Genomic DNA, 14172 nt, shown 5'->3' with positions numbered 1-14172 from the left:
TTCAAGCATCACCGCCGGCACACACCAAAACATGGCACACAGCACGCAACCAAAAGTCAATGCAATCAAAAAAATAAAAAGTACATTGGCACACTATCGAGTTCTCAAACAACAACCGCACACCCAACAACCAACCCCAACCAGAGCCAGCGTCAAGCAGCTGAAACAAAGTTACACACCCGTAAACACAAAGTCAAATCCAACCAAACCAGCCAGACTCAAAACCGCCCACAAGCAGCAACTTTATTCACTTTGATCATTCCCTCCAAGCGACCAGGCCGCTCGTCGGCAACGAGGGATAACTTAACCACGAACCAACAAACAACACAAATCGCCTGGGAGGGACCGGTTTTTAAGCGTTCTAATCGTTTGCTCGTTGCACCTTCGCACCGAGTTCATTGAGCTGCTCCACAAATCGCGGGTAACCACGGTCAATGTGGTAGACATCGTGCACCGTGGTCTGCCCTTCCGCGACAAGGCCAGCGAGGACGAGTCCCGCGCCCGCACGAATGTCGGAGCTCCACACATCCGTGGAGGAGAGCGTCGAAACACCACGAAGAGCCACATGGTGGCCATCGATGTTGGCGTCAGCGCCGAGGCGCATCATTTCGTCGACAAATCGGAAGCGCGCTTCGAAGACGTTCTCCGTAATGACTGAAACGCCGTCGGCTACCGCGGAAAGTGCGATCGCCATCGGTTGCAGGTCTGTCGGGAAGCCGGGGAACGGCAGCGTCTGGTAGTCGACAGCCTTTGGACGCTGGTTCATGCGTACGCGGAAACCGTTGTCGTAAGTCTCCACTTGCGCGCCAGCCAGCTTGATCTTCTGCAAAGGAAGGTGCAGGTGACCAGGGGCGATGCCGGATACCGTGATATCGCCCTGAGTAATTGCAGCTGCGTAAGCCCAGGTTCCGGCAACAATCCGGTCGCCAACCACGGTGTGTTGCGTCGGCTCCAGCTTTTGGACGCCATCGATAACAATTGTCGACGTTCCCGCACCCTCGATCTTCGCCCCCATGGCCCGGAGCATGTCGCAAAGGTCGACGATCTCCGGTTCACGTGCCGCGTTGGAGAGAGTAGTACGCCCCTCAGCAAGTACTGCCGCGGTAATGATGTTCTCGGTCGCACCAACCGAGGGGAAATCGAGCGCGATGTCCGCGCCGTGCAGCTGCTGGGCGCGGGCAACAACGGCTCCGTGCTCAATGTGCGTCGTCGCCCCGAGCTTCTCAAGGCCAGACTGGTGCATATCTAGAGGTCGGGACCCAATCGCGTCGCCACCAGGAAGGGCAACATACGCCTCGCCGCAGCGGGCGACAAGCGGGCCAAGCACCGCAACGGAGGCGCGGAATTGCCGGACGGCTTCGAAGTCGGCGTGGGGAGAAACCTCGGCAGGAGTGTGGATGGTGACCACGGTGCCGTCGATATCTACGGAGCAGCCGAGTCCGACGAGGACGTCCCGCATGAGGGGGACGTCGAGAATTTCGGGGCAGTTAAATAGCGTTGTTGTACCTTCGGCGAGCAGCGCTGCCGCCATGAGCTTCAACACGCTGTTCTTGGCGCCGTCTACCTTTACGACGCCTTCAAGCCGGGTACCGCCAGAGACTAAAAATCGTTCTTTCACGGAACCCAGCGTACCCAACAACGGTTACGGCAACGCCCCGATGCGACGAGCTGCGTTAACGGCCTCGTAGCGGGTGTGTGCCCCAAGCTTGCGCATCACGCTGCGGAGGTAGGACTTCACCGTCTCGGCACCGATCCCCATCTCGGCCGCGGCTTCAACATTGGTATGGCCGAGCGCAACACAGGAAAGAACGTCGAGTTCACGAGCGGAAAGCTTCGTCGTCTGCTTCACGCGCACCGGGGAAACCATCTGGTCACACAGCTGCTCGATTTCCTTGCGAAGATTCTCATCGCCCACACGATTTGCCAGCATGCGCAGCTTCGAGTGCGTGGAGCGAACCTGCTCCCACTCCGCACTGTTCATAACGCGACCCGTCTTCTGTCCGGCGCGCGCGCCGTCGCCCTGCCTCAGGGCGGTATTGACCGCGAGGTCCTGCTCGAGACAGCGAGCCGTCATAGCAACCTCTTCAATCACCTTGTCGCCCAAACGCACCGGCGAGTGCACACCCACGTAAAGGACGCCACGGATCTCGCGCTGGGTAATTACCGGGACTGCAACGATGGAGTGCAGGCCTTCGTCTTGAATCTGCTTGTCGTACTCGTGGGAGATGACATTCGCGCGTGTGTAGTCGGAAATACCCACCGCGCGGCGCGTAGCGACGACCCTTCCACCTACACCGGCACCTGACTCAATGACAAGCTCCTGCAGAGCTGGAGTGCGTAGTCCGATCCATTGCGTGATCTGCAAACGGTTATCTGCCAGAAGGGTGCCATACATGGCTACGGGGATACCGGTTGCGGTTTTCAGCGTGGTCAACGCTGCCCGGATGGCGTCGTCGTCTTCCTTAAGGCACTGTGCGTCGGTCAATGATCTCTCGCTTTCCACCCGTTCGAGTGTCCCCTGTTTAGGGACACTGCTTGTCGAACTTGACTCAAAGCCCTTTCATCATAACGCGTTTTCGGGGGTAGCCAAACTTTGCACTTGCCACACATTCACAGAAACACAACCCCGGAAGTAGGTGAACAAATCGGTCTATTTGACAAAGACTAGCTGGTTCATGTCGCGAGTGTATAATCGCGCAACAAGAACGCAACGTAAGCGAAACATACAGGTAAAGGAGTTATTTTCATGGCAAAGATCGCAAAGTCAGTATTGGACCTCATCGGCAATACGCCGCTCGTAGAGCTCAACGGCATCACTGACGGGCTCAAGGCACGCGTCCTAGCAAAACTTGAGTTTTACAACCCGGCAAATTCCGTCAAGGACCGTATTGGTGACGCTATCGTCCGCGCGGCGGAAGCCTCCGGCGAACTGAAGCCAGGCGGCACCATCGTGGAAGCGACATCGGGCAACACCGGCATCGCACTCGCGCTCACCGGCGCTGCGAAGGGCTACAAAGTCATCCTGACCATGCCGGAGACAATGTCGCAGGAGCGTCGCGTGGTCCTTCGCGCGTACGGGGCAGAGATCGTATTGACGCCAGGCGCGGCAGGCATGAAGGGGGCCGTCGATAAGGCGAACGAGATCGTCGAGACGACGGAAAACACAATCCTGGCCAGCCAGTTCGAAAATGAAGCCAACCCGCAGGTCCACTACGAGACCACCGGCCCCGAGATTTGGAACGACACTGATGGGGAGGTCGACATTGTGGTTGCCGGTGTCGGCACAGGTGGCACGATCTCTGGCTCCGCGAAGTACCTCAAAGAGCAGAAGGAATCCGTCAAGGCCGTCGCAGTCGAGCCAGCTGCTTCCCCACTGCTGTCCACCGGCGAGGCAGGCCCGCACAAGATTCAGGGCCTCGGTGCGAACTTCATCCCTGGCACGTTCGACCGCAACGTCATCGACGAGATTATTACAGTCTCAAACGAAGACGCCGTCGCCACCTCACGCGAACTTGCGCTGAAGGACGGTGTCCTCGGCGGCATCTCGGCGGGCGCAAACCTCAAGGCGGCGCTCGAACTCGCCGCCCGCGACGAGAACGAAGGCAAAACGATCGTCGTGATCATTCCGGACTTCGGCGAGCGCTACGTCTCCACCGTGCTCTACGAAGACATCCGCGACTAGACCCAACGGGCACGACGCCACCCCGCGGGTGGTCGTTGATAGGATCGCCACATGATCAAAACGGCCATCCGCGTGATTCACATGATCCGCGAGGACCTTGCCAACGCGAGGGACCACGACCCGGCGGCGCGAGGCGACCTCGAGAACGCCATCGTCTACTCCGGACTCCACGCCATTTGGACTCACCGCGTGTGCCACTGGATGTGGCAACGCAACCTGAAAGGGCCCGCGCGTGTGCTCGCCCAGGCCAACCGGTTCTTCACCGGTATTGAGATTCACCCCGGCGCCACCATCGGCCGACGCTTCTTCATCGACCACGGCATGGGCATCGTCATCGGTGAGACCACCGAAATCGGCGACGGCGTCATGCTCTACCACGGCGTAACGCTCGGCGGACAGGTGCTTACACAGACGAAGCGCCACCCCACCATCGGCAACAACGTCACCATCGGTGCCGGGGCGAAGGTCCTCGGCCCCATCACAATCGGAGACAACACAGCGGTTGGGGCGAATGCCGTCGTCACAAAATCGATCCCGGCGAACTCCATCGCCGTCGGCATTCCTGCCAAGGTCAGGGAGCGCCAAGAGTGCGAAACAAAGCACCTCGTCGACCCCGACAAGTACTTCGACCCGGGCAGCTACGTCATCTAATCCGCGCTACTTGACGAGGTCCGCGTACTCCGGGTTCTGCGCAATGTAGCGCGCCACAGCGGGGCACGTCGGAATAACGTTGAGACCCTCGGAGCGGGCGTCGTCAAGCGCGAACTGCATCAGCGGCTTCGAGAGGCCCTGGCCGCGGAACTTCGGGTCCACCACCGTATGTGGCAGCTCCCGCGCACCGTCGACGTCAGCGTACGTGGCAAACCCGGCCAATTGCCCGTCGACAAATATCTCGTAGCGGGACTCCTGGTCATTCCTCTTCAGCTCGGGCTGTACTGCGTCGTGCTGCGACAAATCAACGCTCCAATCCTCGGGGACAGAAACACAAAACCCCTCCACCGCAGTGAAGGGGTTGGAGTGTGGCCAGAGCCAGGATCGAACTGGCGACCCCACACTTTTCAGGCGTGTGCTCTACCGACTGAGCTATCTGGCCAGAACAACACAAGTGCTGTTCGCGACCCTGACGGGACTTGAACCCGCGACCTCCGCCGTGACAGGGCGGCGCGCTAACCAACTGCGCCACAGGGCCTTATTCAATTTCGTACTCACGGCCGCTACACGGTCGCTTGCACGAGTCGATACTTTACACAGAGCTCTCGAACACAAGCAAATCGCCAGCACAAACCATATTTTTCGACGCCACTTCACCTCTTCATGTAGGCAGGTTGGACAAAATAAAAAGAGCCGGAACGTTTCCGTTCCGACTCTTCAAACATGGCGACCCTGACGGGACTTGAACCCGCGACCTCCGCCGTGACAGGGCGGCGCGCTAACCAACTGCGCCACAGGGCCATATGTTTTTGCGTTTCAACCTTGCGGCTGAAGTACCCCCAACGGGATTCGAACCCGTGTTGCCGCCGTGAAAGGGCGGAGTCCTAGGCCTCTAGACGATGGGGGCCCGCTGCGTTAACAGCTCGACCATCATAAGCCGATGCAGAATAACATCACAAATCACCAGTACATAGCAAGTTTTCAAGGGGCGCGCCGACTCAAGCCATTCTGCATCCAACAAAAAGCGCCACGAACCAAGGGTGCGTGGCGCTGAATGTGGGCCCTGCGGGGATCGAACCCGCGACCTGCGGATTAAAAGTCCGTAGCTCTACCAACTGAGCTAAAGGCCCGTGCGCAACAACTTAGCACAACTCAAGGGTGGGCCGAAATCGTAAACCCACCCCGAAATGACCCTTCAGGACGCTACCCCCATATATGGTCATACTCCCTGGAAGTTAGGGGTTTTCGGTGCCTGCTACGGTAAATATATGACCATAACCTTTATTGGTTGTTTACGTTGAAGGAGTCACAATGCCGCTAGATTTAGTCGATCTGTCAAGGTGGCAGTTCGGCATTACGACGGTCTATCACTACCTTTTCGTCCCACTGACCATGGGACTCGCGCCGATGGTTGCGATCATGCAAAGCATCTGGCACAAGACTGGCGACGAGCGCTGGTACCGCGCGACCCGTTTCTTCGGAAACATCTTCCTCATTAACTTCGCAATGGGCGTTGTCACAGGCATCGTCCAGGAGTTCCAGTTCGGCTTGAACTGGTCTGAATACTCCTCGTTCGTGGGAGACGTGTTTGGTGCACCGCTCGCCTTCGAGGGCCTGACGGCATTCTTCTTTGAATCCGTCTTCCTCGGCGTCTGGATTTTCGGTTGGGGCAGGTTGCCGAAGTGGGCACACCTTGCGTCAATCTGGATTGTTTCGATCGCCGTGAACATCTCGGCGTTCTGGATTATTACCGCAAACTCGTTCATGCAGCACCCGGTGGGCGCTGTGTTCAACCCGGAGACGAACCGCGCTGAGCTGGTTTCCTTCAAGGCGTTGCTGACGAACCCGACGGTGCTGTGGGCATTCCCGCACGCGGTGTTCGGCGCTTGGATGCTCGCGGGCACCTTGGTGTGCGGCGTCGCTGGCTGGTGGATGATCCGCGAGGCCCGCAAGGGCGATCCGGATGGGGATGCCGCGACGGTGTGGCGTTCCTGCACCCGCTTCGGTGCGTGGGTCATCCTCGCTGCGACGGTGCTCATCACGCTGACTGGTGACGAGCTGGCCAAACTGATGTTTACGCAGCAACCGATGAAGATGGCGTCGGCAGAGGCACTGTGCCACACTGAGCTGGATCCGCACTTCTCGGTGCTTTCTATCTCGACGTACAACGACTGCGAGTCCGCAACCCAGCTGATCGGCCTGCCATTTGTGCTTCCGTTCCTGGCACAGGGCAAGCTTTCCGGCGTTGAGCTGCAGGGTGTGCTGGATCTGCAGCAGTACTACGAGTCGCTGTACGGCCCGGGCAACTACACCCCGAACCTGTTCGTGACGTACTGGTCCTTCCGCATGATGATCTTCTTCATCGTCGTTTCCGTCGTGATGGCGCTGGTAGGCCTGTGGGTAACCCGCGGCAAGCGCGTGCCTACTGCGAAGTGGCTGGGCACCTTGTGCCTGGTGGCGCTGCCGGCTCCATGGCTGTCGAACATTTCGGGCTGGATCTTCACTGAGATGGGCCGTCAGCCGTGGATCGTCCATCCGAACCCTGCGTTCCAGGGTGGGGACCACCCGGGGATGGAACAGAACATTCACATGCTGCTGGACTTCGGTGTTTCTGACCACCAGCCGTGGCAGGTGCTGCTCTCTATGGTGCTGTTCACGGTGCTCTACGGCATCGGTGCGGTGCTGTGGGTATGGCTCATTCAGCGTCAGGTCCGCAAGGGCATGGACCAGCCTGGACTGCACGAGGGCGACTCCAAGCGCCTGAAGGACGTGCTCTATGGCCCGAACGCCGAGACCGAGTTGGAGCCGTTGAGCTTCAAGTCTTCGCAGGAGTCCGGCGCAACCACAACCACTGCGGACAACAAGGAGCTATAAATCATGGACTTGCAAGTGCTTTGGTTTGTGATCATCGGAGTGTTCTTCACCGGCTACTTCGTGTTGGAGGGCTTTGACTTCGGTGTTGGCATGTTGTTGCCGTTCATGAAGGGCGATGAAATCGAGAACGACCGTCGTCGCACGGCTGCGATCAGGACGATTGGCCCGATCTGGGACGGCAACGAGGTGTGGCTCATTACGGGCGGCGCGGCGATTTTCGCGGCGTTCCCTGAGTGGTACGCCACGCTGTTCTCCGGCTTTTACCTGCCGCTGGTGCTCATCCTTATGGGCCTGATTGTCCGCGGCGTGAGCTTGGAGTGGCGAGTCAAGGTGGACACGCTGAAGTGGCGCAGGCTTTGCGACGCCGGCACGGCGTTTGGCTCCTACCTGCCTACGCTGCTGTGGGGCGTTGGCTTCACGAACATCGTGATGGGCGTTCCACTCAACGAGCAGGGCCGCCTGGACTCCTTCTATGACGGCTTCCTTGGCCTGCTCAACCCGCTCGGCCTGCTGGGCGGCGTGGCGTTCGTGCTGCTGTTCATGCTGCACGGTGCGACGTTCCTTGGGTTTAAGTCCCACGATCCGCTGCGTGCTGAGATGCACGCGTTTGCAAAGAAGTTCATCGCTGGCCCGGCGATTCTGGTTGGCGCAGCGTACCTGCTGTGGATCCAGCTCACGCTGGGCGCTGGCTGGACCTGGATCCCGCTGGTGCTCGCTGCAGTTGGCCTGGTTGTCTCCGTGGTCGCGATTGTTGGCAACAAGGACGGCTTGGCGTTCTGGATGACGGCGTTCGCGATTATCTGCTGCGCGATTGTCCTGTTCGGCTCGCTGTTCCCGGACGTGATGCCGTCGACAAGCGATCTGTTCGCTGGTTGGGATATCCGCAACGCGTCCTCCTCGCCGTACACCTTGAAGGTGATGACGTGGGCGGCTGTGTGCCTCACCCCGATCGTCCTGGCAGGTCAGATTTGGACCTACTGGGCGTTCCGGAAGAGGGTGTCGGTCTAGGCTATGGCCTCGCCGATTGACCCCCGGCTACTTCGCCTCGTTCCGCCCGTGCGCCAACTCATTGTGCGCACGGGCGTTGCGCAAGCTGCAGACACGCTACTGCTGGTGGCCCGGGGTATTTTGATTGGGATTGTCGCAGCGTCAGCGGTGACGGAGCGCGCGGTTCCGCGTGCCTCGTTGCTGTTGGCGCTTGCTGGCGTTGTTGTGGCCCACGGCGTGTTGTCGTGGGTAGCGCAGCGCTGGTCCGCCGATGCGGTCGGCGGCGTTGTAGAGGACTTGCGGACGAAGGCGCTGCGGGCGTTGGCGAAGCAGGACCCGCGCGCGGTGGAGCAGGATTCGGCGACGTGGCGCCATGTGCTCACGCGCGGCATTACGGACTTCCGCCCGTATCTCACGGAGTTCCTCCCTGCCCTCTTTTCGACGGCCATCGGCACCCCAATCGTGGTCGCCGTCATCTTCTACTTCGACTGGATCTCTGGCGTGTTTTGCCTGATTACGCTGCCGTTGATTCCGATGTTTATGGTGCTGATCGGCAAGTTGACGGCGGATCACACCAAGCGCCGACTCGAGGTCACAGCTGGGCTGGGTGCTCAACTGTCGGACCTGTTGGCAGGTGCTCCGACACTGCGCGCTCTGCACGCCACGAAGCGGCCGGCGCAGCAGATCCGCCAAACGGGCCAAAAACACGCGGACTCCACCATGGGAGTGCTGCGCCTGGCGTTTCTGTCCTCGTTCGCTTTGGAGTTCATCGCGACGTTGTCGGTGGCGTTGGTCGCGGTGAGCATCGGCCTGCGGCTGGTGACCGGTTCGATCACGCTGCTGGCCGGGCTGACGGTGCTCATCATCGTCCCGGAGGTCTTCGCACCGATCCGTAGGGTCGGCGCAAGCTACCACGCCGCAGCCGACGGCCTGAGCGCTGCCGAGCGCGTCCTCGAGCTTCTCGACGCCCCCTCCTCCACCACTGGCTCCTACATCGCCGAGGAACCCGGTGTGCGGGTGCGCAACCTGAGCGTGCGTGGGCGCGACGGCGTACGCCCGGACGGTCTGACGTTTGATGCACCGCGAGGACAGGTCACGGTGCTCACTGGCGCAAATGGTTCCGGTAAGTCCACCACGCTGTTGGCAGTGCTGGGCCAGTTGCCGGATGCGATGGTTGGGGGTGAAGTGGGCGTCGAGAAGAAGGTGACATATCTGCCTGCGACCCCGGCGATGGAGCCTGGGACCGTGGGCTCGAACGTGGCACTGTTTGGCGCGCGCGGGGACGTCGGCCTGGTGGGCGTGTCCGAGGCACATGCTGTCGGCCCGTACGGGGACGGCATTTCCGCAGGCCAGCGGCAGCGTGTCGGCATTGCGCGTGCCTTCGCCGCAGATGCGGACGTGTTCGTGCTGGACGAGCCGACGGCGCACCTCTCGCCCGAACTCGTCGAGGAGGTCATCCGAAGGATGCGTGAGCTGGCGCGGCGTGGCGCGGCGGTGCTGGTTGCTTCCCACGACCAGCGGGTTCTCGACGCCGCGGACCAGGTGGTACAGGTATGAGTGACTTGAAGTTTTTGCTGCGCATCGCACAGGTGCGCCCCCGTGACCTGATCAGCCCAATCATCGCCGGGGCGATTACGTTGCTGGCGGCGCTGAGCCTGACAGTGTTGTCTGGCTGGCTGATTACGCGCGCGTGGGAGATGCCGCCGGTGCTGGATCTCTCGGTGGCGGTGACTGCTGTGCGCGCGCTGGGTATTTCGCGGGCGGTGTTCCGCTACCTCGACAGGTTGGTGGCGCACAAGCTGGGTCTGCGTGCGCTGACGACGCTGCGTGCCACTATGTACGACGCCCAGGCGGCCGCCGGCCGTGTGGGTCGTGGTGAGGGGCAGGCGCTGCTGGTGGCGGATACGGAGCGCGTGACGGATTTCATCGTGCGCACGCTCATCCCCCGCGGCGTAGCGATCGTGCTCACGGTGGTGGCGGTCGCCGGTGCGGCATTGCTGTACCCACTGGCGGCGGTAATCATGGCGGGTGGGTTCGCGCTCACGGGCCTGCTCATCCCGTACTTAGCGACGCGCGCTTCGCGCAACACCTTCCTGGTCGAGGCAGAAAACGCTTTCACGCTGCTGCTCGACTCGGTGCTGCACGACAGGGTGGAGTACGCCGTCGCTGGTAAGGGCGACGCGCTGATCGAGCAGGCCGCGCAGGCCTCGGCGGATGCGAGCAAGGCGTGGGCACAGTCCACGCGCCCGGAGGCCACCGCGTCTGCAATCCAGGCGTGGGCCACGGGCATCTGTGCGCTGCTGATTACGTGGTTGGCCGTCGAGACGTATACGGGCAACCCGGTGTGGCTGGGCATGCTGGTAATGCTGCCGCTGGCGGCCTTTGAGGCGCACGGCCCGCTCGCGGGGGCTGCGGTGCACGCCGATCAGGCGAAGCGTAGTGCGCACCGCCTGCGCGAGGTCGCGGACCGCGCCGACGAGGCCACGAAGCGCAGCGCCGCTCCCCTGCCCCGCCCCGAGGACGGGGTTGCTGTGCGGGCGGAGGCGCTGCGCACCGTCTACGGCGACCAAGCATGGGACTTCGAGCTTGCCCCTGGCCAGCGGATGCTGGTGCGCGGGCCGTCCGGCTGTGGCAAGACCACGATGCTGGAAACGCTCGCTGGGCTGCTGCCCGTCGCCGGCGGGACGGCGGCCATCGCGGAGGGTGCGCGTCTGTTCGCGGAGGACGCCTGGGTGTTCGCCACGACGGTGCGGGAGAACCTGCTGGTTGCCAACGGCGACGCCAGCGATGCCCGCATGGCCGAAGCGCTGGAGGCGACCGGCTTCGAGTTCGACCTGGACTTCATGCTCGATAACGGCGCGAACTCACTGTCCTCCGGTCAGCGCCGCCGACTGTTGCTGGCACGCGCGCTGGTCAGCGACGCCCCCATCCTGCTGCTGGACGAGCCAACCGAGCACCTCTCGATCGACGCCGCGGAGCACCTCCTCGATGTCCTGCTGCACGAACCGCTACCCGGCGCGCTGCCGCAGCGCACGGTGATTGCGGTCGTACACGTCGACGGGCCCGTCGGCATCGAGGTTGCTGCCTCGCCGACGGGCCCGGACGTGGTGTCGTAGCTGGCGCTACTTCTTCATCGTGCCGGTTTCCATGATGCGGGTATGGAAGTCGAACGCGTGACGCAGATCGTGTGGCGTCTGCTGGAACTTGCTCTTCGACGCCAGCTCCACGTACTCCTCGAGCAGTGGGCGGTAGTCGGGGTGGGCAATCGCGATCATCTTGGCCACACGGTCACGTGGAGCGAGGCCGCGCAGGTCAGCTACACCGAACTCGGTGATGAAGACCATCGCGTCGTGCTCGGTGTGGTCCACGTGGGAGACCATCGGGACGATGGAGGAAATCGCTCCGTCCTTCGCGGTTGCCGGGGAGATGAACGAGGAGATATAGGCGTTGCGGGTGAAGTCGCCAGAGCCGCCCAGAGCGTTCATGATGCGGGAACCGTTGATGTGGGTGGAGTTCGCGTTGCCGTAGATGTCCGCCTCAATCATGCCGTTAGAGGCGATCAGGCCGGTGCGACGGATGACCTCCGGGTGGTTCGAGATCTGCTGCGGGCGCAGGATGATGGACTCGCGGTAGCGCTTGGCTTCCGCGTTCATCTTGTCTGCGTACTCAGGGGACAGCGAGAAGGACGTTGCGGATGCGACGGACATCTTGCCGGCGTCGATAAGGTCGACCATGCCATCCTGGATAACCTCGGTGTACGCCTGGATGTTCTCAAACTTCGAGTCCATCAGGCCGGCCATCACGGCGTTCGGCACGTTGCCCACGCCGGACTGCATAACGTAGCCGTCGTAGGTGAGGCGGCCGTGGCGCACCTCGTGCTCGAGGAAGTCGAGGAAGTTCGCGGCGATGCGCTCAGAGGTCTCGTCCGGAGCCTTGAACGGCGCGTTGCGGTCCTCAGCGTTGGTCTTAACGACGGCGACGACCTTCTCCGGGTCGATCTCGATGTAGGTGGTACCGATGCGGTCGCCAGCCTTGGTAATTGGGATCGGGATGCGGTTCGGCAGTGGTGGCACGAGCCAGATGTCGTGCATACCTTCAAGGTCGAGCGACTGCCACTCGTTTACCTCGATGATGATCTTCTTCGCCGCGTTGAGGTACTCAACAGAGTTGCCGACAGACGAGGAAGGCACGATGTTGCCCTCCTCGGTAATGCGGACCGCCTCGACGATCGCGACGTCCACGTCGCCGAAGAAACCTTGCTCAACCATCATGCCGGAGTGGGACAGGTGGATGTCCTGGAACTTCATCTCTCCAGCGTTGATCTTGTTACGCATCTGCGGGTCAGACTGGTACGGCATTCGGTAGCGCAGCGCATTTGCTTCCGCCAGGACGCCGTCGCACTCCGGTGCCGTCGAGGCGCCGGTGAACAGGTCGATTGCGTACTCCCGGCCAGCGTTGTGCTCGTCGGTTGCCTTGGCTGCGATCGCAGCAGGCATTGCCTTCGGGTAACCAGCGCCGGTGAATCCCGAGATACCGACCTTATCTCCGTGGTTCACGAACTGGGCAGCTTCCTCTGCAGTCATGACCTTGGCGCGCAGCTTGTCACTCGCGATACGCTCGCTCATTAAAAACCTCACTTCGTGTTGATGATTCAGATATCACACCACCATAATTGTGACTTAGGTCTTACGGCAGAAAACTACGCAAACATCCAGAAAGGTCACCCTCACTGGATACCCCCTACCGGGCGAAGCGGGCGTCGACAAACAAAAAGGACATCCGAATTGGACTGCGCAGGCAGTGACGGGAACAATGGGGGCACTATGAACCCACATCTGAGCATCGGCGGCCTGGAGCTGAACTCCCCCGTCCTCCTCGCGCCGATGGCCGGCGTGACCAACATGCCGTTCCGCGTGCTGTGCCGTGAAATTGAGCAGGAGCTCACCGGCACCACTTCCGGACTGTACGTCTGCGAGATGATCACCGCCCGCGCGATGGTCGAGCGCAACGAGAAAACGCTCAGGATGATCCGCTTCGCCGATGTGGAGCAGCCGCGCTCCATGCAGCTCTACACCGTGGACCCCGCCTACACGTACGAGGCGGTGCGCATGATCGTCGAGGAAAACATCGCCGACCATGTGGACATGAACTTCGGTTGCCCGGTGCCCAAGGTCACCCGGCGCGGCGGCGGGTCGGCCATCCCGTATAAGCGCAGGCTGTACGGCAACATCGTGGCCGCGGCTGTCCGCGCGGCGGAAGGTTCGGGGGTGCCAATTACGGTGAAGTTCCGCATCGGGATTGACGACGACCACCACACGCACATGGACGCCGGGCGCATCGCCGCCGAGGAGGGCGCGGCAGCCGTGGCGCTGCACGCGCGCACTGCCGCGGAGCGCTACTCCGGGGCGGCGCACTGGGACGAGATCGCCCGGCTGGTTGAGCACATGCGCGGCACGGGGCTGCCGGTGATCGGCAACGGGGACATCTTCGCGGCGAAAGATGCGACCGACATGATGGAGCAAACCGGCTGCCACGGCGTGGAGGTCGGCCGCGGGTGCTTGGGCAGGCCGTGGCTGTTCGCCCAGATTGGTGCGCAGCTGCGCGGGGAGCCTATCCCGCCGGAGCCGACGCTCGGGCGCGTCAGCGGCATCATCGCCCGCCACGCGGAGCTGCTCGCGGAGCACGTCGGTGAGCAGCAGGCCTGCCGCGACATCCGCAAGCACACCGGCTGGTACCTACGCGGATTCCCGGTTGGCGGCGAATTCCGCAAGGACCTGGCCCGGGTGGAAACGCTCGATGAGCTCGGGGCGTTGTTGGAGACCATCGCGGACTCCGAAGAACTCGCCGAGCACGCCGACGACGCCCGCGGCCGCCAGGGTTCCTCCTCCAAGGTTGCGCTGCCTGAGGGCTGGCTCGACGATCCGGAGGACGCCACCGTGCCGGAGGGCGCGGAGATCGAGAACAACGGCGGCTAAGCC

At 61.8% G+C, this 14172-nt stretch carries 12 protein-coding genes and 5 tRNA genes; 8 read left to right on the top strand and 9 right to left on the bottom strand.

Features of this window, described 5'->3' with window-relative positions:
* A partial coding sequence (locus BJP06_RS12205) for a hypothetical protein (protein WP_218161316.1) occupies positions 1-256 on the top strand: 256 nt, incomplete at its 5' end.
* Positions 257-361: 105 nt separating this feature from the next.
* Here the strand turns inward: BJP06_RS12205 and murA are convergent.
* Both murA and ramA read right to left on the bottom strand, forming a co-directional pair.
* Positions 362-1618, bottom strand: a complete 1257-nt coding sequence (gene murA, locus BJP06_RS05905; RefSeq protein ID WP_070361962.1) for a UDP-N-acetylglucosamine 1-carboxyvinyltransferase — start codon at positions 1616-1618, stop codon at positions 362-364.
* A gap of 24 nt (positions 1619-1642) precedes the next feature.
* Positions 1643-2485 carry an acetate metabolism transcriptional regulator RamA gene (gene ramA, locus BJP06_RS05900; RefSeq protein WP_070478053.1) on the bottom strand — a complete coding sequence of 281 codons (843 nt, stop codon included), beginning with the start codon at positions 2483-2485 and terminating at the stop codon, positions 1643-1645.
* A 261-nt stretch (positions 2486-2746) separates the two neighbouring features.
* On the opposite strand from ramA, the gene cysK reads away from it, so the two are divergent.
* Entirely contained in the window at positions 2747-3682 is a 936-nt protein-coding gene (gene cysK / locus BJP06_RS05895; RefSeq protein ID WP_070361960.1) for a cysteine synthase A, read from the top strand.
* Between the two features lie 51 nt (positions 3683-3733).
* On the top strand, positions 3734-4333 hold the full coding sequence (epsC, locus tag BJP06_RS05890; protein ID WP_071573159.1) for a serine O-acetyltransferase EpsC: 600 nt from the start codon (positions 3734-3736) through the stop codon (positions 4331-4333).
* A 6-nt stretch (positions 4334-4339) separates the two neighbouring features.
* Here the strand turns inward: epsC and BJP06_RS05885 are convergent, their stop codons facing one another.
* From BJP06_RS05885 to BJP06_RS05860, 6 genes are all read right to left on the bottom strand, one after another.
* Positions 4340-4636: a GNAT family N-acetyltransferase gene (locus BJP06_RS05885; RefSeq protein WP_070361958.1), complete on the bottom strand. Its 297-nt coding sequence runs from the start codon at positions 4634-4636 to the stop codon at positions 4340-4342.
* Between the two features lie 66 nt (positions 4637-4702).
* Positions 4703-4775, bottom strand: a tRNA-Phe gene (locus BJP06_RS05880).
* A 22-nt stretch (positions 4776-4797) separates the two neighbouring features.
* Positions 4798-4871 (bottom strand) — tRNA-Asp (locus BJP06_RS05875).
* A 186-nt stretch (positions 4872-5057) separates the two neighbouring features.
* A tRNA-Asp gene (locus BJP06_RS05870) sits at positions 5058-5134 on the bottom strand.
* Positions 5135-5167: 33 nt separating this feature from the next.
* Positions 5168-5240, bottom strand: a tRNA-Glu gene (locus BJP06_RS05865).
* Between the two features lie 150 nt (positions 5241-5390).
* Positions 5391-5463, bottom strand: a tRNA-Lys gene (locus tag BJP06_RS05860).
* A gap of 181 nt (positions 5464-5644) precedes the next feature.
* Here BJP06_RS05860 and BJP06_RS05855 point away from each other — a divergent pair.
* From BJP06_RS05855 to cydC, 4 genes are read left to right on the top strand one after another with little or no spacing between them, the layout of a single operon-like run.
* Positions 5645-7207: a cytochrome ubiquinol oxidase subunit I gene (locus tag BJP06_RS05855; protein WP_070361957.1), complete on the top strand. Its 1563-nt coding sequence runs from the start codon at positions 5645-5647 to the stop codon at positions 7205-7207.
* 3 nt (positions 7208-7210) lie between these two features.
* Entirely contained in the window at positions 7211-8215 is a 1005-nt protein-coding gene (cydB, locus tag BJP06_RS05850) for a cytochrome d ubiquinol oxidase subunit II (protein ID WP_071573158.1), read from the top strand.
* A 3-nt stretch (positions 8216-8218) separates the two neighbouring features.
* Positions 8219-9751 carry an ABC transporter ATP-binding protein/permease gene (locus BJP06_RS05845; protein WP_071573157.1) on the top strand — a complete coding sequence of 511 codons (1533 nt, stop codon included), beginning with the start codon at positions 8219-8221 and terminating at the stop codon, positions 9749-9751.
* Entirely contained in the window at positions 9748-11310 is a 1563-nt protein-coding gene (gene cydC, locus BJP06_RS05840; protein WP_071573156.1) for a thiol reductant ABC exporter subunit CydC, read from the top strand. Before BJP06_RS05845 ends, cydC begins: the two co-directional genes overlap by 4 nt.
* 6 nt (positions 11311-11316) lie before the next feature.
* Here cydC and BJP06_RS05835 read toward each other — a convergent pair whose 3' ends face one another.
* The gene (locus BJP06_RS05835) at positions 11317-12819 is read right to left on the bottom strand and encodes an acetyl-CoA hydrolase/transferase family protein (RefSeq protein ID WP_070361953.1); all 1503 of its coding nucleotides are present in this window, start codon (positions 12817-12819) and stop codon (positions 11317-11319) included.
* A gap of 198 nt (positions 12820-13017) precedes the next feature.
* Here BJP06_RS05835 and dusB point away from each other — a divergent pair, with 198 nt between their 5' ends.
* Positions 13018-14169: a tRNA dihydrouridine synthase DusB gene (dusB, locus tag BJP06_RS05830; RefSeq protein ID WP_071573155.1), complete on the top strand. Its 1152-nt coding sequence runs from the start codon at positions 13018-13020 to the stop codon at positions 14167-14169.
* The last annotated feature ends 3 nt before the right edge of the window (positions 14170-14172 follow it).

The sequence above is a fragment of the Corynebacterium sp. NML120713 genome (assembly GCF_001875735.1).
GTDB classification, from domain to species: Bacteria; Actinomycetota; Actinomycetes; order Mycobacteriales; family Mycobacteriaceae; genus Corynebacterium; species Corynebacterium pseudogenitalium.
Note: the sequence above shows the minus strand (reverse complement) of the source record. Positions and strands in the feature narration are given on the sequence as shown.